Source organism: Amycolatopsis rhabdoformis, assembly GCF_035918295.1.
GTDB classification, from domain to species: domain Bacteria; phylum Actinomycetota; class Actinomycetes; order Mycobacteriales; family Pseudonocardiaceae; genus Amycolatopsis; species Amycolatopsis rhabdoformis.
On the sequence record NZ_CP142149.1, the window covers coordinates 1,010,269 to 1,035,789 of the forward strand.

The 25,521-nt window shown below is 71.5% G+C and carries 24 protein-coding genes; 13 read left to right on the forward strand and 11 right to left on the reverse strand.

All coding sequences use genetic code 11. The features are described 5' to 3' along the window. Positions 1 to 27 precede the first annotated feature (27 nt). The 6 genes from VSH64_RS04665 to VSH64_RS04690 all read right to left on the reverse strand — a co-directional run bounded on the left by VSH64_RS04665 (position 28) and on the right by VSH64_RS04690 (position 6,012). Positions 28 to 909, reverse strand: coding sequence for a hypothetical protein (locus tag VSH64_RS04665; protein ID WP_326834208.1), 882 nt, complete (start codon positions 907 to 909; stop codon positions 28 to 30). 208 nt (positions 910 to 1,117) lie between these two features. Further along, positions 1,118 to 3,166, reverse strand: a complete 2,049-nt coding sequence (locus tag VSH64_RS04670) for a transglycosylase domain-containing protein (RefSeq protein WP_326837907.1) — start codon at positions 3,164 to 3,166, stop codon at positions 1,118 to 1,120. A 126-nt stretch (positions 3,167 to 3,292) separates the two neighbouring features. Then, positions 3,293 to 4,114: an ABC transporter permease gene (locus tag VSH64_RS04675; RefSeq protein ID WP_326834209.1), complete on the reverse strand. Its 822-nt coding sequence runs from the start codon at positions 4,112 to 4,114 to the stop codon at positions 3,293 to 3,295. Further along, positions 4,074 to 4,889 carry an ABC transporter ATP-binding protein gene (locus VSH64_RS04680; protein ID WP_326834210.1) on the reverse strand — a complete coding sequence of 272 codons (816 nt, stop codon included), beginning with the start codon at positions 4,887 to 4,889 and terminating at the stop codon, positions 4,074 to 4,076. Before VSH64_RS04680 ends, VSH64_RS04675 begins: the two co-directional genes overlap by 41 nt. Further along, positions 4,886 to 5,335, reverse strand: a complete 450-nt coding sequence (locus VSH64_RS04685) for a MarR family winged helix-turn-helix transcriptional regulator (protein ID WP_326834211.1) — start codon at positions 5,333 to 5,335, stop codon at positions 4,886 to 4,888. Before VSH64_RS04685 ends, VSH64_RS04680 begins: the two co-directional genes overlap by 4 nt. A gap of 68 nt (positions 5,336 to 5,403) precedes the next feature. After that, positions 5,404 to 6,012 carry a LysE/ArgO family amino acid transporter gene (locus VSH64_RS04690; protein ID WP_326834213.1) on the reverse strand — a complete coding sequence of 203 codons (609 nt, stop codon included), beginning with the start codon at positions 6,010 to 6,012 and terminating at the stop codon, positions 5,404 to 5,406. A 70-nt stretch (positions 6,013 to 6,082) separates the two neighbouring features. Here VSH64_RS04690 and VSH64_RS04695 point away from each other — a divergent pair, with 70 nt between their 5' ends. After that, positions 6,083 to 6,970 carry a LysR family transcriptional regulator ArgP gene (locus VSH64_RS04695; protein WP_456062093.1) on the forward strand — a complete coding sequence of 296 codons (888 nt, stop codon included), beginning with the start codon at positions 6,083 to 6,085 and terminating at the stop codon, positions 6,968 to 6,970. Between the two features lie 16 nt (positions 6,971 to 6,986). Here VSH64_RS04695 and VSH64_RS04700 read toward each other — a convergent pair whose 3' ends face one another. Next, complete coding sequence (locus VSH64_RS04700) at positions 6,987 to 7,820, reverse strand: helix-turn-helix transcriptional regulator (RefSeq protein WP_326834215.1); 834 nt, start codon at positions 7,818 to 7,820, stop codon at positions 6,987 to 6,989. Between the two features lie 131 nt (positions 7,821 to 7,951). Between VSH64_RS04700 and VSH64_RS04705 the strand changes: the two genes are divergently transcribed. Further along, a complete protein-coding gene (locus tag VSH64_RS04705; RefSeq protein WP_326834216.1) occupies positions 7,952 to 8,785 on the forward strand; it encodes an SDR family NAD(P)-dependent oxidoreductase in 834 nt (277 codons plus the stop codon). 82 nt (positions 8,786 to 8,867) lie between these two features. On the opposite strand, the gene VSH64_RS04710 is transcribed toward VSH64_RS04705, so the two are convergent. Beyond that, positions 8,868 to 9,065 (reverse strand): hypothetical protein, encoded by a 198-nt coding sequence (locus VSH64_RS04710; protein ID WP_326834217.1) that lies wholly within the window; start codon positions 9,063 to 9,065, stop codon positions 8,868 to 8,870. 222 nt (positions 9,066 to 9,287) lie between these two features. On the opposite strand from VSH64_RS04710, the gene VSH64_RS04715 reads away from it, so the two are divergent. Both VSH64_RS04715 and VSH64_RS04720 read left to right on the forward strand, forming a co-directional pair. Next, the gene (locus VSH64_RS04715; protein WP_326834218.1) at positions 9,288 to 9,581 is read left to right on the forward strand and encodes an alpha/beta fold hydrolase; all 294 of its coding nucleotides are present in this window, start codon (positions 9,288 to 9,290) and stop codon (positions 9,579 to 9,581) included. A 35-nt stretch (positions 9,582 to 9,616) separates the two neighbouring features. Continuing rightward, positions 9,617 to 10,246 (forward strand): TMEM175 family protein, encoded by a 630-nt coding sequence (locus VSH64_RS04720; protein WP_326834219.1) that lies wholly within the window; start codon positions 9,617 to 9,619, stop codon positions 10,244 to 10,246. A gap of 6 nt (positions 10,247 to 10,252) precedes the next feature. Here the strand turns inward: VSH64_RS04720 and VSH64_RS04725 are convergent, their stop codons facing one another. From VSH64_RS04725 to VSH64_RS04735, 3 genes are all read right to left on the reverse strand, one after another. Further along, positions 10,253 to 12,325 carry an AMP-binding protein gene (locus VSH64_RS04725; protein ID WP_326834220.1) on the reverse strand — a complete coding sequence of 691 codons (2,073 nt, stop codon included), beginning with the start codon at positions 12,323 to 12,325 and terminating at the stop codon, positions 10,253 to 10,255. Between the two features lie 136 nt (positions 12,326 to 12,461). Next, positions 12,462 to 13,367, reverse strand: coding sequence for a hydroxymethylglutaryl-CoA lyase (locus tag VSH64_RS04730; protein WP_326834221.1), 906 nt, complete (start codon positions 13,365 to 13,367; stop codon positions 12,462 to 12,464). A 25-nt stretch (positions 13,368 to 13,392) separates the two neighbouring features. After that, positions 13,393 to 14,595 (reverse strand): CaiB/BaiF CoA transferase family protein, encoded by a 1,203-nt coding sequence (locus VSH64_RS04735; RefSeq protein WP_326834222.1) that lies wholly within the window; start codon positions 14,593 to 14,595, stop codon positions 13,393 to 13,395. Between the two features lie 123 nt (positions 14,596 to 14,718). Between VSH64_RS04735 and VSH64_RS04740 the strand changes: the two genes are divergently transcribed. From VSH64_RS04740 to VSH64_RS04780, 9 genes are all read left to right on the forward strand, one after another. Beyond that, positions 14,719 to 15,510, forward strand: a complete 792-nt coding sequence (locus VSH64_RS04740; RefSeq protein WP_326834223.1) for an IclR family transcriptional regulator — start codon at positions 14,719 to 14,721, stop codon at positions 15,508 to 15,510. Between the two features lie 1,227 nt (positions 15,511 to 16,737). Continuing rightward, complete coding sequence (locus tag VSH64_RS04745; protein WP_326834224.1) at positions 16,738 to 18,111, forward strand: MFS transporter; 1,374 nt, start codon at positions 16,738 to 16,740, stop codon at positions 18,109 to 18,111. Positions 18,112 to 18,127: 16 nt separating this feature from the next. Next, positions 18,128 to 18,613, forward strand: coding sequence for a universal stress protein (locus VSH64_RS04750; RefSeq protein WP_326834225.1), 486 nt, complete (start codon positions 18,128 to 18,130; stop codon positions 18,611 to 18,613). A 91-nt stretch (positions 18,614 to 18,704) separates the two neighbouring features. Next, the gene (locus VSH64_RS04755) at positions 18,705 to 19,823 is read left to right on the forward strand and encodes an acyl-CoA dehydrogenase family protein (RefSeq protein ID WP_326834226.1); all 1,119 of its coding nucleotides are present in this window, start codon (positions 18,705 to 18,707) and stop codon (positions 19,821 to 19,823) included. After that, positions 19,820 to 20,773, forward strand: a complete 954-nt coding sequence (locus tag VSH64_RS04760) for an LLM class F420-dependent oxidoreductase (protein WP_326834227.1) — start codon at positions 19,820 to 19,822, stop codon at positions 20,771 to 20,773. The genes VSH64_RS04755 and VSH64_RS04760 overlap by 4 nt, the downstream gene beginning before the upstream one ends. Further along, complete coding sequence (locus VSH64_RS04765; protein WP_326834228.1) at positions 20,770 to 21,219, forward strand: winged helix-turn-helix transcriptional regulator; 450 nt, start codon at positions 20,770 to 20,772, stop codon at positions 21,217 to 21,219. Before VSH64_RS04760 ends, VSH64_RS04765 begins: the two co-directional genes overlap by 4 nt. Before the next feature lie 114 nt (positions 21,220 to 21,333). Beyond that, entirely contained in the window at positions 21,334 to 23,043 is a 1,710-nt protein-coding gene (gene boxC, locus VSH64_RS04770) for a 2,3-epoxybenzoyl-CoA dihydrolase (protein ID WP_326834229.1), read from the forward strand. A 2-nt stretch (positions 23,044 to 23,045) separates the two neighbouring features. Continuing rightward, entirely contained in the window at positions 23,046 to 24,467 is a 1,422-nt protein-coding gene (gene boxB, locus VSH64_RS04775) for a benzoyl-CoA 2,3-epoxidase subunit BoxB (RefSeq protein ID WP_326834230.1), read from the forward strand. Between the two features lie 36 nt (positions 24,468 to 24,503). After that, positions 24,504 to 25,502 (forward strand): NAD(P)/FAD-dependent oxidoreductase, encoded by a 999-nt coding sequence (locus VSH64_RS04780; RefSeq protein WP_407655674.1) that lies wholly within the window; start codon positions 24,504 to 24,506, stop codon positions 25,500 to 25,502. The last annotated feature ends 19 nt before the right edge of the window (positions 25,503 to 25,521 follow it).

Here is a 25,521-nt window from a genome sequence, read left to right on the forward strand (position 1 = left end):
GATTCCCTCGAGGCGCCCTTTCCCGGTTCACCGGGCGGCGGGCTTCCAGACGTTCTCGTCCGACACCGCGGCCGGCGGAGTTTCCCGGGTCCGCTCGACCGTGCCGTAGTGACCGGGCGGCAGCTTCCACCGCCGCTGCGCGAGCGCGGCCCCGAGCTGCAGCACCAGGCAGAGCGCCACGTAGCCGAGGAGCAGGGGCGTGAACGCGGCCGGCTGGCGGTTTCCGCCGAAGACGTCGAACAGGACCGGCACCGCGTACATCGCCGGCATCGCGGCCACCACGGCCTCGCGCCGCAGCACACCCGCGGCGGCGAGCGACGCGTCGTCTTCGGCGAGCACGGGTTCGCGCACGGTGGCGCCCACGACCACCGCCGTGCAGAGCGCGCCGACGGCGAGCAGGCCGAGCCAGCTCCAGGCGTAGGTCCACGCGCCGGGCACGGCCACGGCCATCGCCAGCGCCAGCGCGGCCCCGCCCAGGAACGTCGTGGCCGCCGTGGCGGCGGACCAGCCGTCGACCACGCCGATCGGCCGCGCGATCCCGGTGCGGCGGTGCGGCACCGTCGCGGCCAGGTTGCGTTCGCGCACGCGCCGGGCGCGCCACAGGCTGAGCTGGATCGCCGCGAGCACGAAGACCAGCGGGATCGCCTCGGTCATCTCCCGGCCCGCCACGCCCGGCAGGTACTGCAGGCTCGAATACCCCACGCCGGCGGCGAGGGCGAGGACGGCGTGGAGCGGGAACGTCCGCAGCCACGTCGACGGCGCCGTGTGCGCGGCGATCCGGATGCTCAGCAGCCGCGTCGGCACCGACACCGGGGCGCCGCGGCGTGCGAGCCACCGGCGGGCGAGGTCGATCTCACGGGACGACGGCTCGGCGGGCGGTCTTCGCCGGTACGCAGGAAACCCCTTCATGGCCTCACTCCCCCTGAAATCGGCCATCGGATCGGCAATCGTGACACAGTGCGCGAACAGGCGTCAACGACCCGCCGGACCCGGCCAAGGGAGTGGCCAGGGGAGCGGCCGGGTGGTCCGCACCACCACGAACGGCGAAGGGCGCCTCGCCGGAATCGGATTCCGTCAAGGCGCCCTTCACCGCTTCAGACCGGAGCGCGGCCGGACCTCACTGCCGCGCGTCGAGGTACTGCGGATCCGGCTGCGGAACCGGGGTGTCCGCCACCCCCGCCAGCAACGTGCTCATCGCGTGGAAGTACGGCGGCGCCGCCACCGTGCCACCGAACGCACCGTGCCCGCACTGGCCCAGGTGCACCGGTGTCCCGGGACAGATCTCCTCCGGGTGCGGCCCGTCGGCGAACACCATCGACGACACCGCGAAGTTGTCCACCCCGCCGACGAACGCGACGGACTCGGACAGCTGCGTCGTGCCCGTCTTGCCGATGTCCGGCCGCGTCCAGCCGGCCGAGTGCGCGGCGGACGCGGACGTGCCGACCGTGGTGTCGCGCGAAAGCCCGGCCTCCAGCGTGTTCGCGACACCGGTCGGGATCACCTGCTCGCACGCCTGCTGCTTCACCGGCACCGGCTGCCCGCCGCGATCGGTCACCGACAGGATCGGGTTGGGTGGGCACCACGCGCCGCCGCTCATCAGCGTGGCCGAGACGTTGGCCATCTCGAGCGGGCTCACCGGGCTGTTGCCGAGGGTGAACGACAGCAGGTTCTGGAAGTACTGCGACTGCGGCTCGTCGTACTGCGGGTTCTTCGACCGCGCGTCCGACGGGTCGGTGATCGGCGGGTTGCCCGCGTCGTTGGTCGCCAGCGTGGTGCGCAGCCCCAGCTTGCGCGCCATGTCCAGCACGGCGGGCATGCCGACCTGCGACTCGAGGCCCACGAACGCGACGTTCGGCGAGGTCGCCAGGCCGTCGGTGAGCGAGATCGGGTCGGGGTAGTTCGTGCCGTCGTTGCTCACCGAGTAGCACGGCGTGTACTTGTTCGCGTTGGGCGGGGTGAAGCAGTTGCTCATCGGGTTCGGCAGCGGCGTGTTCAGCCCCGCCTTGCCCGCCACCATCGCGGCGGCCGAGGTGAAGATCTTGAACGACGAACCGGCGCCGAACTTGTTGCTCGCGTCGGCCACGATGTTCGTGGACTGCTCGCCCTTCGCCGGATCGGTGCCGTAGTTGCGGTTGGCCACCATGGCGAGCACCTGGTGCCCGCTCGCGCCCGGCTGCACCACGGCGAACGTGTTGGCCACGCCGTCCTGCGTGGTCGGCACGTTGTTGTCCACCGCGTCCTTCACGACCTGGCTCACGTGCGGGTCGAGCGTGGTCTTCACGACGTAGCCGGCCGTGTCGAGCTGGTCGAGGGTGAACCCGGCCTGGGTGAGGTAGTTCACCGCGTACGCGCAGAAGAACCCGGCGTCGGCCGGCGCGCCCATGCACGTGCTCGACGGTGCGGCCGGGCGGTTGCCGACCACGCCGAGCGGGGTCGCTTTCGCCGTGGCGGCAAAGGAAGCCGGGATCGACTTCGCGGTCACCATCGCGTCGATGACGGTGTTGCGCCGCTTGAGCGCGTTGTCCGGATGCGTGTACGGGTTGTAGACGCTGGGGTTGTTCACCATGCCCGCCAGCAACGCGGCCTGCGGCACGGTCAGTTTGTCCGCTGTGGTCCCGAAGTACGCTTCCGCCGCCGCGCCGACGCCGTAGACGGTGCCGCTGTACTCGACCACGTTCAGGTAGTCGGCGAGCACGTCGTCCTTGGACACGGTCTGGCTCAGCTGCACGGCCATCTTGGCCTCGCGCAGCTTGCGGGCCAGTGAATCCTCGCGGTCCTTGTCCTGTGCCGTCTTGTCCCCGCGGTCGACGACGTTGATCAGGTAGTTCTTCACGTACTGCTGGGTGATCGTCGAGGCGCCCTGCAGGTCGCCGCCCGAGCTGTCGTTCACCGCGGCGCGCAGCATGCCCTGCGGGTCCACGCCGCCTTCGGTGTAGAACCGGCGGTCCTCGATGTCCACGATCGCGGCCTTCATCGCCGGCGCGATCTGCGCCGCGGTGACCGGAATGCGGTACTGCGAGTACAAAGTCGCGATCGTGCCGCCGTTCCGATCCGTCACCGTCGTGACCAATGGCGGGTCCGCGTGTTCGAGATCCGCGGAGATCAAATCCACCGAATCACTGACCTGATTGGACAAAACGCCCGCGCCGATCGCGACCGGGGCCATCGTGCCGGCCACCAGAACGCCTGCCAGCACACACAATCCGAGAAACGGGGCTACCCCCTTGCCTTTTCCCACGAAGCCCAACCTACGACCGCGCCCGTGTGAATACGGTGGGTAAAGCGGAACTTTTCATCGAGCCAACCTCCCGAGCAGAGCCGATGCGACGCCGATCGCCAGTGCGGTCGCACCTATGAGGACGCCGAAGTCCAGCCCGAGGTTGGCCGGGGTGCCGATCAAAAGTCCGCGCAACGCGTCCACCTGGTAGCTCAACGGGTTGAGGTGGCTGAGCACCTTCAGCCAGCCGGGCATCAGGTTCACCGGGTAGAGGGCATTGGACCCGAAGAACAACGGCATGGTGATGGCCTGCCCGATGCCCATCAGCCGCTCGCGCGAGAGCACGATGCCGGCGATCACGATCGAGAAGCAGCAGAAGAACGCCGAGCCGAGGATCACGACCACGACCATGCCGAGCAGCCGCAGCGGGTTCGCGGTGAGCCCGACCCCGAGGATCGCCGAGAGCACGAGCACCATCAGCGCCTGCACGAGCGCGCGCAGCCCCGCGGCGAACGCCTTGCCCGCCACGAGCGCAGCGCGGGGCGTCGGGGTCACGAGCAGCTTGGCCAGCACGCCGGCGTCGCGTTCCCAGATGATCTGGATGCCGTAGAAGATCGCGATGAACAGCGCCGACTGCGCGAGGATGCCGGGCGCGAGGTAGTCGAGGTAGGGGATCGAGCCGGTGGGGATCGCGTGCAGCCGCGTGAAGGTCTCGCCGAAGATCAGCAGCCACAGCGCGGGCTGGATCGCGCGGGTGAGCAGCTCCGACTGGTCGCGGCGCAGCTTCTGCAGCTCCACCAGGCACATCGCGCCGATCCGGGCGAACAGGATGCGCAGCTGTTCGAGCGGTCCCGGGTCAGCCGAGACGGCGGGCGGTGCGACGAGTGGCGCGGACATTGCGCATCCCTCCTGTTTCGCCTTGCAGCACGTCGCCGGTCACCGACCGGAACACGTCGTCCAAAGTGGAATCCGGACCGAGTTCGGCTTCGAGCTCGGCCGGCGTGCCGAGCGCGCGCACGCGCCCGGAGTGCATGAGGGCGACGCGGTCGCAATATTGCTCGGCTTCGTCCATGTAGTGCGTAGTGACGAGCACGGTCATCCCGGTGCGCGTGCGGATCTCGGTGATGCGGTCCCACACCGCCGAGCGGGCCACCGGGTCGAGGCCCACCGTCGGCTCGTCGAGCACCAGCAGCCGCGGGGAGCTCACCAGGGCCTGCGCGAGCTCGAGGCGGCGGATCATGCCGCCGGAGTACCCGCCGACGGGCCGTTCGGCTTCGTCGAGCAGGCCCACCAGGTCCAGGGCGCGGTGGACCTCGTCGGCGCGGCGCGAGCGGGGGACGTCGAACAGCCGCGCGAACAGCGTCACGTTCTCGCGCCCGGTGAGCGCGCCGTCGGCCGAGAGCTGCTGGGGCACGTAGCCGATCAGCCGGCGCACGGCCATGCGGCGGCGGGTGACGTCGACGCCGAACACCGTGACCGACCCGGCTTCCGGGGGCAGGAGTGTGGTGATCATGCGGATGGTGGTGGTCTTGCCGGCGCCGTTCGGGCCGAGCAGCCCGAAGATCTCGCCGGGCACGATCTCCAGGTCCACGCCGTCCACGGCCTTGGTGGTGCCGAACGTGTGCTGCAGGCCGGTGCAGCGCACGGCGGGTTCGATCGTCGGGGCGCTCATCCCTCCTCCTTCAGGACGTCCATCAGCCGTTCCAGTGCGGGCAGGGCCGCGGTGATCACGGTGGTGTCCTCTTCGGACAGCCGGGCCAGCGCGGTCGTGACGAGCCCGGTGCGGGCCTTGCGCCAGATCGCCATGCGCTCGCGCGCGGCTTCGGTCACGTCCAGCTGCGCGGCGCGCCGGTCGGCCGGGTCCACCTCGCGGCGCAGCAGCCCGGCCTCGACGAGGAGGTTCACGAGCGTGCTCACCGAATTGCCGGCCAGCCCCAGCTCCCGCGCCGCCGCCGCGACGCCGATGCCCGGCAGCCGCTCGACGACCCGCAGCAGCTCGACTTGCGCGCCCGGCAACGGCGGCCCGGGCACTTCCGCGCGCACCCGCCGCCGCACCACGCGCCGCACGCCCTGCACGGCGGACATCAGCCGCTCGGCGAGGTCGGGAGAGGAGGTCATGTCCGCAAGGTAGCTCTGAGTCAGAGGTATTGGCAACGCGGATTGTCGCGTTGGTCTTCTTTGCGGTGTCAGGGCAGCTGGCTCACGATCATCGAGACGCCGAGCGCGGTCATCGTCACCGCGATCAGCCCGTCGAGCACGCGCCACGCCGCGGGCCGCGCGAACACCCCCGCCAGCCGGCGCGCGCCGAGGCCCAGCGCGCTGAACCACACCGCGCTGGCCAGGGCCGCACCGGCGCCGAACACCCAGCGGCCGCCACCGTGGCTCGCCGCGACGGAGCCGAGCAGCAGGACGGTGTCGAGGTAGACGTGGGGGTTGAGCCAGGTCAGCGCCAGGCCGGTGAGCACGGTGCGCCGCGGCGAAACCGGTTCGAGCACGCCCGCGACGAGGGCTCCGGGGCGCGCCGCGCGCTTGGCCGCGAGGAAGCCGTAGGTCACCAGGAACAAACCGCCGACCACCCCGATCGCCGTGATCGCGGCCGGCCAGCGGTGCAGCACCGCGCCGATGCCGCTCACGCCGGCGCCGATGAGCACGACGTCCGACACGGCGCACAACACGATCAGCCGCACCACCGCGCCGCCCCGCAGCCCTTGCTGCAGCACGAACGTGTTCTGCGCCCCGATGGCGACGATGAGGGAAAGGCCGGTACCGAAGCCGGCGGCGAGGACAGGAACCACGCTTTCGACGGTAAGGCGGCGTCGCGAGTTAATGCCAACTAAAGATTCTTACGTACCATTAGCGCTCGTGATGTCGGATCTTCTTCTCGACCAGGTCCGCACGCTGCTCGCCGTGGTCGACGAGCAGTCGTTCGACCGCGCGGCCGCCGTGCTGCACGTGACGCCCTCGGCGGTGAGCCAGCGCGTGAAGGCGCTGGAACAGCGCATGGGCCGCGTACTCATCCTGCGCACCAAACCCGTGCGCCTCACCGACTCCGGCCAGGTCCTCGTGCGCTTCGCCCGCCAGCTCACCCGCCTCGAAGCCGACACCCGCGCCGAACTCGGCCTCGCCGACGCGACCGGCCCGGTGACCCTGCCCATCGCCGTGAACGCCGACTCCCTGGCCACCTGGTTCCTCGCCGCGCTCGCCGCCGTGCCCACCGAGCCGCCGATCGCGTTCGACCTCCGCAGCGACGACCAGGACCACACGGCCGCCCTGCTGCGCGAGGGCCTGGTGATGGCCGCGGTCACGTCCGCGCCGCACCCCGTGCAGGGCTGCACCTCGTCCCGCCTCGGCCGCATGCGCTACCGCGCCGTCGCTTCGCCGGTGTTCTTCGCGCGCTGGCTCGCGGACCGCCCCCTGGCCACCGCCCTCGCCGCCGCGCCCGCCCTGCTCTTCGACCGCAAGGACGACCTGCAGGACCGCTTCCTGCGCGGTCTCACCCGCCGCGCGCCGAACGTGGGGGTGCGCCACTTCGTGCCGTCGTCGGAGTCGTTCGCCGACGCCGTGGTCGCGGGGCTGGGGTGGGGGTTGGTGCCGGAGTTGCAACTTCAGCTCCGGGACGGCTTGGTGGACCTCGCGCCCGACCGGCCCGTGGACGTGCCGTTGTACTGGCAGCAGTGGAAACTGGACTCACCGGCGCTGGCCACGGTGGCCGACGCGGTGTCCCGGGAAGCGGCGAGGGCGTTGCGGCGATGACTGTCCTGAGTGGACCTCACCGCTCCTGACTCGCGCTCAGCACCCCCAGCAGCGCCAGCCGATCCGCCGTATCCGTCCCCGGCGCCGGCACGAACAGCGCCAGGATCTGCGAACGGTTCTCCTCCAGCAGCGCCTGGCAGTCGAGCTCCAGCAGGCCCGTTTCCGGGTGCTGCACGCGTTTGCGGCGGCTGCGCAGCACACCGACGTCGTGCGCGGACCACAGCGCGGCGAACTCCGGGCTGTCCTCCAGCAGCTGGTCGACCAGGGCCTGGGCGCGGGCGTCGCCGCGGCGGACGAGGGCCGAGCGCAGGTCGGCGGTCAGGAGGCGGGACTCGGCGGCCCGGTCTTCGGGTGGGTAGGCGGCGCGGGCGTCGGGGGAGGTGAACCAGCGGTAGACGACGCTGCGGTCCGGCCCGGTGCGGGCGGTGTGGTCGCCGAAGACGGCGGTGGCGAGGGCGTTCTGGGCGAGGACCTCGCCGAGGTCGGTCATCACCTGCGCGGGCATGTCGTGGAGGCGGTCGAGCAGGCCGAGGAGCACGGGGGACACGTGGTCGTCGGCCGAGAGGCGATCGGGGGCGGTGTGGCCGGCGAGGCGGAAGAGGTGGTCGCGCTCGTCGAGGGTCAGGCGCAGGGCGCGGGTGAGGCCGCGCAGCACCGACGCCGTCGGTTGCGGGGCGCGGGCCTGCTCCAGGCGCGTGTAGTAGTCGGTGGAGATGCCGGCGCGGGCGGCCACCTCCTCGCGGCGCAAGCCGGGCGTGCGGCGCCGCGTCGTGGACACGATCCCCACCTCGTCGGGAGTGAGCGCTTCGCGTCGCACCCGCAGGAAGTGGGAGAGCTGGCCGGAGTCCATGCGCTCAGTGTCCCTCCGCCGACGGGGGTCAGCCAGGGATCGCCGGTCCCTGGGTGCAACCGGCTCTGCCTGCGTGGCCGCGCCCGCCGGAAGGTGGTGGGAGAACCCGCACCACGACAGAGGAGCACACCATGACCGAGCACCCGAAGACCTGGTTCCTCACCGGGGCGTCACGAGGGTTCGGCGCCCAGTGGGCGCGGGCCGTGCTGGAGAGCGGCGACCGGCTCGCGGCGACGGCCCGGGACGCCGCGTCGCTGAAGCCGCTCGTCGACACCTACGGCGACCAGGTCCTGCCGCTGGGCTTCGACGTCTCCGACGCGACGGCCGTCCGGCACGCCGTGGCCGAGGCCGAGGCGCACTTCGGCGGCCTCGACGTGCTGGTGAACAACGCCGGGCACATGCTCGTCGGCGCCGTGGAGGAAGCCACGGACGAGCAGATCCGCTCCCAGATGGACACGAACTACTTCGGTGCACTGTGGACGACCCGCGCCGTCCTGCCGGGCATGCGCGCCCGCGGAGGCGGCCGGATCCTCCAGGTTTCGTCCCTCGGCGGGGTCGTCGCCTACCCGGCGCTGGGCATCTACCACGCGTCGAAGTGGGCGCTGGAGGCGGTGAGCCAGTCGCTCGCGGCGGAGGTCGCCCCGTTCGGCATCCACGTGACGCTGATCGAGCCGATCGTGTTCCAGACCGGCCTCACGGCGAACTCCCCGCAGACCAGCCCCGACGACACCTACGCCCACGCCCGGAAGGCCCTCTACGGCGGCGCCGCCCACATCGTCCCGGGCGACCTCGAGGCCAGCGGTCGCGCCCTGCTGGAACTCGCCGACACGCCCGAGCCGCCCCTGCGTGTGCTGTTCGGCGTCGGTGGCTTGGAGGAACTGCGCGAGGAGTACGCCCGTCGCCTCGACGGCTGGGAGCAGTGGGACCGGCTCTCGCGGACCGCCCACGGCTCGGCCGCCTCGTGACCTGAACGGACGGGACGACGGGCGGGCCGGCCCGGCAGTCCGAGGGCACCGGCCCACTCGCCGTCCGGGCCCACGGGCTCACTCAGTCCGGCACGTCCCAGGAGGAGGCCGGCATGTTCGACTGGGCGCCGGTCGTGGCCTCGGGCCGTTGACTGCTGCGGTACGACGCCCGCGGCCACGACGCGTCCCCGGCGCGGCGGACCCGGGTTCGTACACCTGGCCCGCCCTGGCGGGTGACCTCCTGGCCCTGCTCGTCGCCGTCGCCCCGGGTGCTCCGCACGCTCCGCGTACAAATGGTCGCGGGCCTCGGCACGTCCATGGGCACGGCGACGCTGCTGCACGCCGCCGTCCGCGCGCCCGGACGCTTCAGCCGCCTGGTCCTCACCCGCCCTCCGATCGGGTGGGCGGCGCGGGCCGCCCAACGGCAGGCTTACGAAGCCACGGCCGACGCGGTGGAGAGCGAGGGGTTCGCCGCGTTCGAAAGCCGGCCTCCGGCGGTCCCGTGCCACCCGCGTTCGAGGGACTGGCCGGGTATCTGCCCGCTCCCCGGGTCGGCGCCGGCCTGCTGCCCTCGCTCCTGCGTGGCGCCGCCCGCAGCGACCTCCCGGCGCCCCCTGAGCTCGCCGGGCTCGACCTGCCGGTGCTCGTGCTTGCCTGGGCCGGCGACCCGGTGCACCCCGTGCCCACCGCCGAACGCCTCACGGTCCTGCTGCCCGACGCCCGCCTGCTCGTGGCCGAAGCGCCCGGGGAGACGAAGGCCTGGGGCGCCTCGGCCGCGGAGTTTCTCGCGAGGTGAGTTCGGCGGGCCCGGTGCTGTGGTTGGATCGCAGCGTGGATCAAGATCCGGAGCGCGGCGTCGAGCGGAAGAGGTCGACGGAGCGGCTCGTCTTCTTCAGCGACGCCGTGGTGGCCATCGCGTTGACGTTGCTCGTGCTGCCGCTCACCGACCTGGTGCCGGAGCTGGCCGCGGAGCACGCGGACCCGCTCGAAGCCGTGCTCGGGCACTGGAACCAGATCTTCAGCTTCGCGCTCAGCTTCCTGGTGATCGGCCGGATGTGGTGGGGCCACCACCGCATCTTCGAGGAAGTGCGGGCCTACAGCGGACCGCTGGTGCTGACCAACTTCCTCTGGCTGTTCACCATCGCGGTGCTGCCGTTCCCGACGGAGCTGGCCGGCCAGTTCGGCACGCAGCGGTTCCCCACGATGTTCTACATCGGCACGATCTTCCTCAGCAGCGCCTGCCAGACGGCGCTGGTGCTGATCGTCCGGCGCGATCCCGCCGTGGCTCTGCGGCCGGGTTCGGTGACGGATCGCCGGCTGGCCAACAACGTGCTTTCCACGGCGGCGCTGGGGATCGCGTTCGTGATCGGCGCGATCCGGCCGGAGCTCGGGTACTACGCCATCCTGCTGCTCGTGATCCCGCCGATCATCGCGCGGCGTTTCGACGGCGACGAAGACTGACGGACCTCACGCCTGCGGCAGCGGCCACAGGTCGTCGTTGAGCATGCGCTTGAGGATCTTGCCGGTGGCGTTGCGGGGGAGCTCCGGCACGAAGTAGACATCGCGCGGCACCGCGAAGCGCGCGAGCTTCTGGTGGATGTAGTGGCGCACGTCCTCGGCGTGCATGCGCGCGCCGCGGCGAAGCACCACATACGCGGCGAGGCGCTGGCCGAACTCCTCGTCCGGCACGCCCACCACGGCCGCCTCGTACACACCGGGCAGCGCGACGAGTGCCTCTTCCACCGGGCGCGGGAACACGTTTTCGCCGCCGGACACGATCATCTCGTCGGCGCGCCCGGTCACGAACAGGCGCCCGGCCGCGTCCTGGTAGCCGACGTCACCGGTGGCCATCATGTCCTTCGCGCGCGGCACGCTGGAACCGTTGGTGTAGCCGTCGAAGAGCATGTCGTTGCCCACGAAGATCTGGCCCTCGTCGCCGGGCGGCACGGGGCGGCGCTCGTCGTCGAGAATGGAGATGCGGGTGCCGGGCGGGCAGCGGCCGGCGGTGGTCGGCGCGGCGCGCAGGTCGACCGGGTCGGCGATGCTGGCCCAGGAAACCTCGGTGGAGCCGTAGAAGTTGTAGAGGATGTCGCCGAAGGTGTCCATGAAGGACGTGACGAACGCACCCGACATCGCCGAGCCGCTGCTGGCCACGATCCGCAGCGACGAGAGGTCGTAGCGGCTGCGCACGCGCTCGGGCAGCTCGTGGATGCGCTGCAACATGATCGGCACGGCGAAGAGTGCGTCGCAGCGGTGCTCGGCGATCATCCGCAGCGTCTGCTCCGCGTCGAACCGGCGGATCAGCGACAGCTCCGCGCGCACCGACATGCCGACCTGCAACGCGGCCAGGCCCCAGCTGTGGAACAGCGGCGCCGCGACGGCGATCTTGTCCCGGGCCCGCAAGGGAATCCGCGCGAGGATGCTCGCCGCCGTGCTCAGGCCCTTCGGCGTCGGGCGGCGCGCGCCCTTCGGTGTGCCGGTGGTGCCGGAGGTGAGGACTACGATCTGGCCCGGCCGTTTGGCCGGCTTCGGCCGGCTCACCGGTGCGTCCTGGATCAGCTCGTCGACGGTGCGGTAGCCCTGCTCGGCGTCGTCCCACGTGCTCACGCGCGGGAAATCGCCCTGCACACCGGCGATCGTCTGCGCGAACTCGTCGTCGGCCAGCACCGCGGCGGGCCGGTGCTCGGCGAGCACGTCCTCCACGGCCGAGGCCGAGAGGCCGGTGTTGAGCAGCACGACGTCCACGCCGAGCTTGCTGCAGCCGACGAACGCCTCGACCATCGCCGCGTGGTTGCGGCACATCAGCGCCACGCGCCGGCCGGGCTCCACCTCGAGCTTGGCCAGCGCGTGGGCGAGCTGGTTGCTGCGCTCGTCGATGTCGCGGAACGTGCGGCTGTTGCGCTCGTCGTGCACGGCGATGTCGTCGGCGCCGCGCGCGGTCGCGGCGAGGTAGCCGCCGGCGATCGTGGCGCCCCACTGCGAAAGCGAGCTGAGCTGCTTCGCGACCTTGTCGGGCCGGCCGGACTTGAGCACGCCGGCGCGCACGAGCGTGTTGGCCGTGCGCAACGCGGTCGCGCGGTCGTACTCGGGCGGCTCGGCGGCTTCGCCGGACAGCTGCAGCGCGATCCGTTCGGTCAGTTCCTTCAGCATGCCCCGCACCGCTGAGCGGGACAGCAGGTCGTAGTGCTCGGGCGGAAGCGACGGGAGCATCAGGCGCAGCACGATCTCGGTCGCCCCGCCCGCGAGCGCGCGCAGCTCGAACGAGACCCAGTTGCGCTCGTCGGGCAGCCCGCACCACACCACGTGCTCGCCGGGCCGGTACACCACCGCGTGGATGGTGCCCTCCACGAGCGTTTCCCGGTTGGGCGCCAACCTGACCAGGCAACGCGGGCCGCGGCCGCGCACGGCGGCTTCGGTGACCTCGCACCAGCTGATCGCCGGCAGGAACCTCGGATAGAGCTCGGGGGAGCCGATGATCTGCCACACCGCGTCGGGCGGGTGCCCGACGGTCGAGCTCGCCTCGACCACATCGTCTCGCATTGCGATCCGCCTCACCGCCGCGCGCGTTGCGCTCCCCGGTGGGTACCGGACGCGCGTTCAGGTGCCGGGCACGCTACCAGCAATCGGCTCAGCTCCGGTACTCCGAATGACCAGGAATACGGAGGGACGGGAATTTTCAGACGAGCGCTGCGGGCACGGCAGGAACCGACGACAATGCCGACCCGAGCTCGTGTCCGACGGCGAGCCGGACCTCGTCGCGCAGCCGCGCGAGCTTGGTGACGTCGAGGCCCGTGGCGATGCCTTCGCGGTGCAGCAGGTGCACGAGATCGTCGGTGGCGATGTTGCCCGACGCACCGGGTGCGAAGGGGCAGCCGCCGATCCCGCCGAGCGACGAGTCGAAGCGGCGGATGCCGAGCCGCAGCCCTTCCCACGCGTTGGCGGCGGCGAAGCCGTAGGTGTCGTGCAGGTGCAGACCCAGCGGCACGTCGGGCACCGCGTCGCGCACGGCTTCGATCCCGCGGCGCAGCAGGCTCGGGTTGGCCGCGCCGATGGTGTCGGCGAGGTGCAGCACGCCGGCGCCGAGCTTCGCCAGCCGGGCCGCGGTGGCGGCGGTGCGGGCCGGGTCGGTGTCGCCGTCGAACGGGCACACGAACGCCGTGGCGATGGTCGCCTCGATCTCGACGCCCGCGGCGGTGAGGATTTCCGCGCAGCTCTCGAGCCGGGCGAGGGCGCCTTCGGTGGGCACGCCGGCGTTGGCGGTGCTGTGGCCGTCGCTCGCGGACACGACCAGGCGCACGGACCGGGCGCCGGCGTCCACGGCCTGCTGCGCGCCGCGTTCGGTGAACACGAGCGTGTGCAGGGTGGCGGGGTTGGTCGCCGGGTCGAGCGTGCGCAGGAGCTCGTCGGTGTCGGCCATCTGCGGCACGCGGCGCTTCGACACGAACGAGCCGACTTCCAGGGCGCGGAACCCGGCGTCGACGAGGCCGCGCGCGAGGCGGAGCTTGTCGGGGGTGGGCACGGTGCGGGCTTCGTCCTGCAGGCCGTCGCGGAGCACGACCTCGGTGATGAGGACCTCGTCCATGGTGGGTTCTCCTTCTCTGGATTCTCTAGATGACGCCGTCGGCGCGCAGGCGGCTGCGGGCGGAATCGTCGAAGCCGAGCTCGGTCAGGACGTCTTCGGTGTGTTCGCCGAGTTCGGGGCCGAGCGTGCGGACGCTGCCGGGGTGCTCGCCGAGCGCCGGGACGACGCCGGGGAAGGTGACCTCCACGTCCTCGTCGTCGATGCGCACCCGGCGGCGCTGGTGCATGCCGCGGGCCTCGAAGTGGGGGTCCTTGGTGATGTCCTCGGCGGTGAGGATGGGGCCGCACGGTACGTCGGCCGCGCGCAGCGTGGCTTCGGCGGCCTCCTGCGACCGGCCGAGCGCCCACTCGCCGAGCACCTGGTCGAGGCGCTCGGTGTTGGCGACGCGACCGGCGTTGTCGGCCAGCGCCGGGTCGTCGGCGAGGTCGGGGCGGTCGATGGCGTGGGCGAGGCGGCGGAAGATGGCGTCGCCGTTGCCGCTCACCACGATGTACTTGCCGTCGCCGCAGCGGTAGGTGTTCGACGGTGCGACGCCGGGCAGCGCCGAGCCGGCCGGTTCGCGGATCACGCCGAACGCGTCGAAGTCCGGGACCAGCGATTCCATCAGCGAGTAGACGGCCTCGTAGAGCGCGACGTCGACGACCTCGCCGCCGCCTTCGCGCTCGCGGCGCACGAGGCCCATGAGCGCGCCGATCACGGCGTAGAGGCCGGCCACGGAATCGGCCAGGCTCACACCGACGCGCGTCGGCGGCCGGTCGGGGTAGCCGGTGAGCGCGCGCAGGCCGCCGACCGCTTCGGCGACGCCGCCGAAGCCCGGGCGGTCGCGGTACGGACCGGTCTGGCCGTAGCCGGACACGCGCACGAGCACCAGGCCGGGGTTGAGCTCCTTGAGCGCGTCCGGGCCGAGACCCCAGCGTTCGAGGGTGCCGGGGCGGAAGTTCTCGAGCACCACGTCGGCCTTCGCGATGAGCTTGCGCGCGACGTCCTGGCCGGCTTCCGAGCGCAGGTCGAGCGTGATCGAGCGCTTGTTGCGGCCGAGCGTGCGGAAGAGCAGCGAGGTGTCGCCCGCGTGCAGGCGCCAGCGGCGCAGCTCGTCGCCGGTGCCGGGGCGCTCGACCTTCACGACGTCGGCGCCGAAATCGGCCAGCAGCCGGCCGGCGGTGGGCGCCGCGATGAAGTTGCCCAGTTCGACCACCCGCACCCCGGCGAGGGGGCCTTGCTTCTGCATGATCACGCTCCAACCACATAGTGAGTTGCCAACTCAGAATACGGGTGCGCGGGTCGCCGTCAAGACGATCGAGGCTGACTACACTCGGCGAAACAGTCGGGTGGGTCACAGAACGGGGCGTCGATGGCGGAAGAGCGGGGTGGCACCGCGCCGGTGCTGGTGCTGCGGAAGTTCAAGCAGATCCTCGAGTCGTTCACGATCGCCGAGCCCGAACTGACCCTGCAGCAGATCACCCGCGCCACCGGCCTGCCGGCGAGCACGTGTCAGCGGCTCGTGCACAACCTGGTGCGCGAGGGCTTCCTCGACCGCTACGACGACACCTACCGCGTGGGGCTCGGTCTCGTCCGCTGGGCCGCGCCGGGCACCTTCGGCCTCGACCTGGTGCGCCTCGTGCGCCCCGTCCTGCACAAACTCCGCGACGACTCGGGCGAGACGGCGTGTCTGTACGTGCGCGACGGCGCCTTCCGCACCGTGGTCTCCCTGGCCGAGTCACGCCACCCCGTGATCCGCCTCTTCGTGGTCGGCATGGTCATGCCCCTGCACGCGGGCTCCGCCGGCAAAGTCTTCCTGGCCTGGGACCGCCTCGCCCTGCGGGACGCCGTCGGCCACGGCCTCGCCCGCTTCACCACCCACACGATCGTGGACATCGACCAGTTGAACCAACAGCTCGCCACGGTCCGCTCCGACGGCTACGCCAGCAGCTTCGAGGAACGCGACCTCGGCGCGGCTTCGCTGAGCGCCCCGGTGTTCGGCCTGACCGGCGAACTGAGTGCGGTGATCGGCATCGGAGCTCCGACGCAGCGGATGTCGGCGGCGGACGTGCCGCGGTTGGCGCCACTGGTGCTGGAAGCCGCGGCGGCGGCTTCGGAGCGGTTGGGGTATCGGGCGGGGATGGCCCGCGATGTGACTGGGTGACGGGGTTCTTGCTCGGGTGACCCTGGTCGGCCGGTGTGGCTGGCGGTTGTAGCTGGGTGTGGCTGCGGTGTCCTTTTGCGTTGCTCCGGCTCCGTGTAGTGCTGCCTGGCGCAGCACCGCCACGGCACCCGCGAGCGGTTGCCGGAGCTCGCGGGGACGGTCGGGGTCGACCCCGCGTCCGACCGGCTGTGCCGGATGCGCGACCTCGGCCTCGGCCGGCGCGCACCGCGCCAACAGCGAACGGCTCACTGGGTCGGGCATCCGGCACAGCTCGCGGGGACGGTCGGGGTCGACCCCGCGTCCGACCGGCTGTGCCGGATGCGCGACCTCGGCCTCGGCCGGCGCGCACCGCGCCAACAGCGAACGGCTCACTGGGTCGGGCATCCGGCACAGCTCGCGGGGACGGTCGGGGTCGACCCCGCGTCCGACCGGCTGTGCCGGATGCGCGACCTCGGCCTCGGCCGGCGCGTACCGCGCCAACAGCGAACTGCTCACCGGGTCTCCGGGTCATCGTGGACTGGTGTTCGGCCGCCGGGTTCTGCGTGGCGTGCGTTCGCGGATGCCTTTGTGCCGCTCCAGTTCCGTGAGGTGCTGCTTCGCAGGCTGGGTTCGGCTGCCCGGTTCGGTGAAAGGCGCCTTCGTGCAGTGCGGCTGTGCCGCTCCGGCTGCGCAAGGAGCCCCTTCGCGGGCTGCTGTTCAGCTGCCCAGGTCCGGTGAAGTTGCTCCTTCTCGAATGCCCGGTCACCCGCCTGAGCTGCGTGAAGGTTGCCTTCGCGGAGTGCTGCTCGATCACCCCACTGCGGTGGGGCCCTTCCCGGAACGCCGATCGGCCGCCCGAGCTCCGTGAGAGCCCCTCGTCGAATGCTGTTCGACCGCCCACGTGCAGCGATGAGCCCCTTCACCGGATTCCGATCCCCTTGACCCACCCTTCCTCGACCCACTCGCGCGCCATCCACCACCCGGCCCCGACACCCGCCGTGACCAGTTCGCCGGATTCCTCGCGGATCGAAGATTTCTTGTCACCCGTCCGAGCCCGCCCTGGCGCACTCTTAGTGCTGGTGAGAGCCCCGACAACCCCGAAACCATCCCGATCAGTGGACCCCTCGAGCTGATCCACACCACTCCGCCACCCTTGACGACCATGCATCGCCCGCCACATCATGGGGCGACGAATCACATAGTGGATCGCTTGATCCGCGCGGCCATGACTGTCAAAGGAGACGACGGATGGCGAACCCCCTCGACACGGCGGAGCCGGGGACGGCCGCGGTCGCGGCGCGGCTCGATCGGTTGCCGGTCACGCGTACGCACCGGCGGGCGACCGTGGCCGTCGGGCTCGGGCTGTTCTTCGAGTTCTACGAGGTGTTCCTGACGGGGACGATCAGCGCGGTGCTGGTCAGCGAGTTCAAGCTCAGCAAGGCGGCCCTGCCGCCGCTGCTGGCCTCGACGTTCCTCGGCATGTTCTTCGGCGCCCTGCTGCTCGGGCGGCTCGCCGATCGCTTCGGGCGGCGCGGGGCGTTCCTGCTGAACCTGGGGCTGTACTCGTTCTTCTCGTTGCTCGGCGCGTTCAGCGGCAGCGCGATCATGCTGCTGATCACCCGGTTCTTCGCGGGCGTGGGCCTCGGCGCCGAACCGCCGCTGGCCGACACCTACCTCACCGACCTACTGCCGGCGCGCAAGCGCGGCAAGCTGATCGCGTGGGCGTACACGCTGGCGTTCTGCGGGGTGCCGGTCGTCGGCTTCCTCGCGAAGGGGCTCACCGAAGGGTCGTTCCTGGGCCTGGCCGGCTGGCGGTGGCTGTTCGTGATCGGCGCGCTCGGCGCCGGCGTGGTGTTCCTGCTGCGCCGCGGGCTGCCGGAGTCGCCGCGGTGGCTGCACTCGGTCGGGCGCACGCAGGAAGCCGACACGGTGATCCGCGCGCTCGAGGCCGAGGCGGGCCGGCCCGCCGAGCCGGCCGCCGCGCCGGTGGCCGCGCGGCCCGCGCGCAAAGCCTCGGTGCGTGAGCTGTTCGGCCCGGTCTACCGCCGGCGCACGATCATGATGACGATCTTCCACGTGCTCCAGACCATCGGCTACTACGGCTTCGGCACGATGGTCCCGCTCGTGCTCGCGGCGAAGGGCTACCCGGTTTCGCAGTCGCTGCTGTTCACGGCGCTCACGTTCCTGGGTTACCCGGTCGGCTCGGCGCTGTCGCTGCCGCTCGTGGAACGCCTGGAGCGCAAGCACCTCGTGGTCGGCTCGGTGCTGGCGATGGCGGTGTTCGGCCTCGCGTTCGGGCTCGCGAACTCCATCGCGCTCGCCATCGCGTTCGGCTTCATCTACACGGCGATCAGCAACGTCTTCTCCAACGCCTACCACATCTACCAGGCCGAGATCTTCCCGACGGCGCTGCGGTCCACGGCGTCGAGCGGCACGTACTCGATCTCGCGGCTGGCCAGCGGCGTGATGCCGTTCGTGCTGGTGCCGCTGCTCGCAAGCTCGGGCGCGACCACGCTGTTCGTGGTGATCGGCGCGGCGCTCGTGCTGGTGGCGCTGAACATCGCGATCCTCGGGCCGCGCACCACCGGCCGTTCGGTGGAGAACGTGGCCGGCGAAGGCTGACCGACATAATGGCCCCGTGGAAGATCTGGTCGAGGAGTTCGGTCCGCGGTGGGAATCCGGGCCGTACGAACGGGGCACCGACGGACCGCGCGTGATCCTGGTCGGCACGGACACTTCGCCGACGGGGTTGCGCGCGGCTTCGTACGCGGCGGGCTTGGCCCGGCGCCAGCGCGCGCGGCTGGTGGTCGTGTACGTCGCGGCGCCGTCGATGTGGGCGGGCCTGGCCGCGGCGGCCGTCGCCGACGTCGAGCAGCAGACCTTCGAAGAGGAGATCACGCAGCTGCGCACCGAGCTGCACGGCCGCGCCGACGAGCTCGGCGTGCCGGTGACGTTCGTCGTGCGGCGCGGGGAGACCTTCCCGGAGCTGCGCGAGGCCGCGCTGGCGGTGAGCGCCGACATGGTGGTGGTCGGCGCGTCGGAGCAGGGTGGGCACCGGCTGGTCGGCTCGGTGGGCAATCGTCTGGTGCGGGCGGCGATCTGGCCCGTGGTCGTGGTGCCCTGACCTGCGTTGACGCCGGGAAGCGTTGACAGGTGCCCGGAATTCGGTAAAAATTCTGAACCGGTAAGAAACTTGAACCGGTCGGAGGACAACGGTGGGCACTCGCGACGACCTGCTCGACAAGGCACTTCCCCTGGCCGCGGTGGCCGCGGACCAGGCCGGCGAAACCGAACGGCGCCGGTCGCTGGCGCCTGAGGTCGTCGACGCGGCGCGCGAATCAGGCCTGTTCCGCGCCGGTCTGCCCGCTCGCCTCGGCGGCGCGGAGCCTTCGGCGGCGGCAATCCTGCGCGCGGCCGAGCGCGTGGCCGAGGCCGACGCGTCGGCCGGCTGGTGCGTGTCGATCGCGGCCACGAGCAGCCTGCTCGGCGCGTACCTGCCGGAAAAGGGCGGCGACGAGGTGTTCGGCGATCCCGGCACCGTCGCCGCGGGCGTGTGGGCGCCGCGCGGCAAGGCGACGCGGGTGGACGGCGGCGTCACGGTCTCCGGCCGCTGGTCCTTCTGCAGCGGAGTGACCCATGCCGACTGGATCTTCCTCGGCGTGGTGCTCGACGGGAAGCTCGTGGTCGCCGCGATTCCCGTGGCGGAGCTGGAGATCCACGACACGTGGCACACGTCCGGCCTGCGTGGCACCGGCAGCCACGACACCAGCGCCGACGCGGTGTTCGTGCCGGACCACCGCCTGCTGTCCGTTGTGGACGGTCCGCCCGCCGGTGCCTCGCAGCTGCACCGGTTCCCGCTCTTCGGCTTCTTCGCCGCGTCGATCTCCGCCGCCGCGCTCGGCAACGCCCGCGGCGCGATCACGGAGTTCGTGGAGCTCGCCGGCGCCAAACACCCCAGCGGCTCGCGCCGCTCCCTGGCCGAACGCACCGCGACGCAGAGCGCGGTCGCCGAAGCGGAAGCGTCGCTGCGTGCCGCGCGCGAGTTCTACTACCGCGCGATCGACGACGCCTGGGAGGCCGCCGCGTCGGATATCTCCGAGGACCTTCGCCTCGCCCTGCGCCTCGCCTGCACCCACGCGGTCCGCACGTCGGCCGACGTCACGCGTTCGCTGTACGACCTCGGCGGCGGCTCGGCGATCTACGAGACTTCCCCGTTGCAGCGCCGTTTCCGCGACGCGCACACCGCCACCGCGCACTTCCAGGTCAACCCCGCGACCTACGAGCTGACCGGCCGCCTCCTGCTCGGCCTCGAGACCGAGACGGCGCAGCTGTGACCGCACTCGGCGTCGTCACCCCGTTCTGGCTCGACCGGCCGGCGCCGGAGGCCGTGGACCTCGCGGTGGAGGCCGACCGCTGCGGCTTCGGCGAGCTGTGGGTGGGCGAGATGGCGACGTTCGACGCGTTCGCGCTCGCCACGGCGGTGAGCCTGCGGACCGAGCGGATCGGCGTGAAGATCGGCCCGCTGCCGCTCGGCGTGCGCTCGCCCGTGGCGCTCGGGCTCGGCGTGGCGTCCGTCGCGACGCTCGCGCGGCCGCCGGCGGGCCTCGCCCTGGGCGGCTCGAGCCCGGCGATCGTGACCGGCTGGCACGACCGGCCGTGGGAGCACGCCGCCGGGCGGATGCGCGAGACGGTGGCCGCGGTGCGGACCGTCCTTTCGGGACAGAAGCTTTCGGTGTCCGGAAACCACGTGCGCAGCAACGGTTTTCGGCTGCGTTCGGCGTCTCCGGTGCCGCTGACGGTGGCCGCGTTCGGCCCGGCGATGACCAAGGTGGCCGCGGAAGTCGCGGACGAGGTCGTGCTCAACCTGGTTCCGCCCGCGCACGTTTCGCGGGTGCGGGTGGAGCTTGACGCCCACGCGCGGGCGGCGGGCCGCACCCCGCCGCGGCTGGCCGTGTGGGTGCCGGTGGCGCTCAACCCCGGCGAGGCGACGGTGCGGCAGCTCGCCGCGCAGGCGAGCGTGTACCTGCGGCCGCCCGGCTACGGCGAGATGTTCGCCGAACTCGGCTACGGCGACCTTGTCACGGCGGCGCGGGCCGGTGTGCCGCGCGCCGAGCTGAAGGTGCCGCCTTCGCTGGTCGCCGACGTCGGCGCGCTCGGGTCGGCTACGGAGATCCGCTCCCGCATCGCGGCGTATCGTGCCGCGGGCGCCGACCACGTCGGCCTCGTCCCTGCGACGGCGGAGGACCCGGCCGGACGCACGGTGCTGCGGGAGTTGGCGCCATGACCGCCGGGTCGCAGCGGTTCACCGCCGAGTCCGTCGGCCGCGCGCTCGACGTCCTCGGCGAACGCTGGACGCTGCTCATCCTGCGCGAAGCGTTCTTCGGCGTCCGCCGTTACGCGCAGTTCGCGCGCAACCTCGGCATCCCGCGCCCCACGCTCTCGGCGCGGCTCAAGCAACTCGTGGAACAGGGCCTGCTCGACCGCGTGGTCTACGCGACCGACCCGGACCGCCACGAATACCGCCTCACCGACACCGGCAAGGAAATCTTCCCGGCGCTGGTGATCCTCATGCGCTGGGGCGACGACCACCTCCCGACCCCCGACGGCCCACCCCTGGTGCTCCGCCACTCCTGCGGCGAACCCGTCGCGCCCCTCCTGACCTGCACCCACTGCGGCGACGAGATCACCACGGCCAACGTGACCCCCGAACCGGGCCCGGGGTACCACTGACCCGGGCCCGGACGGACCAGCACCTCCCTTCACTCAATGTTCTACACAACCTTGACGAACTAGGTGACTTATGTAGAAACTAACTCCACCGAACCGACGGAGGAGGCGTTCGCCATGACGGTTGTCGCTGAAGGTGCTGAGGCTGAGGCGCCGGTGGGGAGCGACGGGGTGAGCTTCGATCGGCACCCTGCGAGCTACCGGCACTGGCGGCTGCGCGTGGCCGGCCCGGTGGCGTGGCTGGAGCTCGACGTCGACGAGCAAGGCGGTCTCGTGCCCGGGTACGAGCTGAAGCTCAACTCCTACGACCTCGGCGTGGACATCGAGCTTTACGACGCCACGCAACGGCTTCGGTTCGAGCACCCCGGGGTCAAGACGGTGATTCTCATGAGCGGCAAGGACGGGGTGTTCTGCGCCGGCGCGAACATTCGGATGCTGGCCGCGTCGGCGCACGGGTGGAAGGTGAACTTCTGCAAGTTCACCAATGAGACGCGAAACGGCATGGAGGACGCCACCGCGAACTCGGGGCAGACCTACCTCGCCGCGGTCAACGGGGCGTGCGCGGGCGGGGGGTACGAGCTGGCGCTGGCTTGTGACAAAATCATCCTCATCGACGACAATTCGTCGAGTGTGGCGCTGCCGGAGGTGCCGCTGCTCGGGGTGCTGCCCGGCACCGGCGGGCTCACGCGGGTGGTCGACAAGCGCGGGGTGCGCAAGGATCGCGCCGACGTGTTCGCCACGCGCAGTGACGGCGTGAAGGGCAAGACGGCCGTCGAGTGGAAGCTCGTGGACGAGCTGGCGCCGCGCCGTGATTTCGCCGCTGTGGTGGAAAAGCGGGCGCTGGAGCTGGCCGAGAACAGCCCGCGACCGGCCGACGCGGCCGGCGTGGAGCTCACGCCGCTCGACCGGCGGGTGACCGAGTCGGGTCTCACGTACCCGCACGTGACGGCGGTGTTCGACCGGCCGGCCGGCACCGTCGAGATCACCGTGCACGGCCCGGAAGGGGACGCGCCCGCGAGCGTGGCCGAGATCCACGAGCGGGGCGCGGGCACGTGGCTGCTGGCGGTGACCCGCGAGCTCGACGACCTGATCCTCCGCCTGCGCACCAACGAGCCCACCCTCGGCACCTGGCTGCTGCGCACCCGCGGCGACGCCGAGCGCGTGCTCGCCCACGAGCAGGCGGTGCTCGGCCACGCCGGGGAAGACTGGCTGTGCAACGAGATCCGCCACTACACCAAGCGCGTGCTGAAGCGGCTCGACGTGACCAGCCGCAGCCTCATCGCGCTCATCGAGCCGGGCAGCTGCTTCGCCGGGGTGCTGCTGGAGCTCGCGCTGGCCGCCGACCGCCAGTACATCCTGGACGGTCCGCCGATCGACGACGAGGACTCCGAAGAGCGCGCCGCGATCACCCTGTCCGAGGCCAACTTCGGCACCTTCCCGATGGGCAACGGCCTGTCCCGCCTGGAATCCCGGTTCTACGGCGAGCACGACCACCTCGACTGGCTGCACCGCGAAACCGGGCGCGCCCTCACACCGGCGGAGACCGTGGAGCTCGGCCTGGTCACCGACGCGCCCGACGACCTCGACTGGGAAGACGAGATCCGCATCGTCGTGGAAGGCCGCGCGGCCCTGAGCCCGGATTCGCTCACCGGCATGGAGGCGAACCACCGGTTCGTCGGCCCGGAAACGCTGGAAACGAAGATCTTCGGCCGCCTCACCGCGTGGCAGAACTGGATCTTCACGCGCCCGAACGCCTCGGGCCCCGAAGGCGCGCTGCGCCGCTACGGCACGGGACAGAAGGCGACCTTCGACCGGAAGCGAGTCTGACCGTGCCCGAGAAGATCGACTACGCCGGCAAGATCCCCAACAACGTCAGCCTCGCCGACGACCGGCGGCTGCAGCGCGCGCTCGAAGGCTGGCAGCCGAAGTTCCTCAACTGGTGGGGCGAAATGGGCCCGACGCTCGAAACCCAGGGCGTGTACCTGCGCACCGCCGTGAGCGTGGGCCGCGAGGGCTGGGCGCACTTCCACCACGTGAACGTGCCTGACTACCGGTGGGGCATCTTCCTCGCCGAGCGCGACCCCGACCGGCGCATCGCGTTCGGCGAGCACGCCGGACAGGAGGTGTGGCACCAGGTTCCGGGGGAGTACCGCGCCGACCTGCAGCGCCTGATCGTGATCCAGGGCGACACCGAACCGGCGTCGGTCGAGCAGCAGCGCCTGCTGGGCCTCACCGCCCCGAGTCTCTACGACCTGCGCAACCTCTTCCAGGTCAACGTGGAAGAAGGCCGGCACCTCTGGGCCATGGTGTATCTGCTGCACGCCTACTTCGGCCGCGAAGGCCGCGAGGAAGCCGAAGGACTGCTCTTCCGCAACTCCGGCAGCCCCGACACCCCGCGCATCCTCGGCGCGTTCAACGAGGAGACGGCCGACTGGCTCGCGTTCTACATGTTCACCTACTTCACCGACCGCGACGGCAAGTACCAGCTCGGCACGCTGAAGGAATCCTCGTTCGACCCGCTCTCGCGCACCTGCGAGTTCATGCTCAAGGAAGAGGCGCACCACATGTTCGTGGGCACCACCGGCATCGACCGCGTGGTGGCCCGCAGTGCCGAGCTGATCCGCGAGCACGACACGCTCGAAATCGCTTCGCACGGTGGTATTCCGCTCGACATCATCCAGCGCTACCTCAACTTCCACTACACCGTGTCGCTCGACCTGTTCGGCAGTGAGACCTCCACCAACGCGGCGAACTACTACACCGCCGGCCTCAAGGGCCGCTGGCACGAGACGCGCCGCAAGGACGACCACCAGCTCACCGGCGACAGCACCTTCCTCGACCGCCCGCGCGCCGACGGGACGTGGGACACCGAGGAGGTGCAGACGCTGCTCGCGCTCAACCTCGACCTGCGCGGCGAGTACATCGCCGACTGCCGCAACGGCCTCGACCGCTGGAACAAGATCGTCGCCGACGCGGGCATCGACTTCACGTTCGCCCTGCCGCACCCGGGGTTCAACCGGCAGGTCGGCCTCAACGCCGGCCACCACATCACGCCCGAGGGCACGATCGTCGACGAGGCCACGTGGGAGGCCAACCGCCGCAACTGGCTGCCGACGCCCGAGGACCTCGCCTTCGTCCGCTCGCTCATGCACCCCGTGTACGAGCGCGGGAAGATCGCGAGCTGGGTCGCGCCGCCGGGCACCGGCATCAATGGCCGGCCGTTCGACTACGAATACGTCCACCTTCCCTGACCGTGCCGGGAGCCCCGAATGTCCACTCAGGACACTATGCAGGACACCGCGCCGGTGGTCGCCGACGTGCTCGTGGTCGGCGCCGGCCCCACCGGCCTGTACGCCGCCTACTACGCCGGCTTCCGCGGCCTGTCCGTCGCGGTCGTCGACTCGCTGCCCGAGCCGGGCGGGCAGATTTCCGCGATGTACCCGGAGAAACAGATCTTCGACATCGCCGGGTTCCCGTCGGTGCGCGGCCGCGATCTGGTGGAGCGCCTGCTGGAGCAGGCCGCGCCGTTCGGGCCGCGTTACCTGCTCGGCCACCGCGCCGAGGTGCTCGAACGCGGCCCCGGCACGTTCGCCGTGACGACTCACCTCGGCACGCGGATCGAAGCGCGCGCGGTGATCGTGACCGGCGGCATCGGCACCTTCACGCCGCGCCCGCTCGGCCCGGCGGCCGCGTTCGACGGCGCCGGTCTGGCCTACTTCGTGCGCCACCTCGACGACTACGCCGGCACCGACGTGGTGATCGTCGGCGGGGGAGACTCGGCGTTCGACTGGGCACTGGCGCTGCACCCGGTCGCCAAATCCGTGAAGCTCGTGCACCGGCGCGACACGTTCCGCGCGCACCCCACCACCGTCGCGGCCGTGCGGGAGCTCGGGGTGGAACTGGTGGTGAACGCCGAGATCTCGCGGGTGTGCGGCTCGGCCGAGATCGCCGGCGTCGAGGTGAAGAGCGGCGACGTGACCCGGGAGCTGGCGTGCGGCCGGATCATCGCGGCGCTGGGTTTCACGGCCAACCTCGGGCCGCTGCTGAAGTGGGGCATCGACGTGGAGAACCGCCGCCACCTCCCGGTCGACGCCGCCATGGCCACCTCGGTCCCGGGCATCTTCGCCGCCGGTGACATCAACGACTACCCCGGCAAGGTGCGGCTCATCGCCGTCGGTTTCGGGGAAGCCGCCACGGCCGTGAACAACGCCGCGCACCACATCGACCCCGCCGCGCCGGTCTTCCCCGGCCACTCCACCGACGAGCCCGCCCCCGCGCGCGTCTGAAACCTGTTGGGAGAGAAGA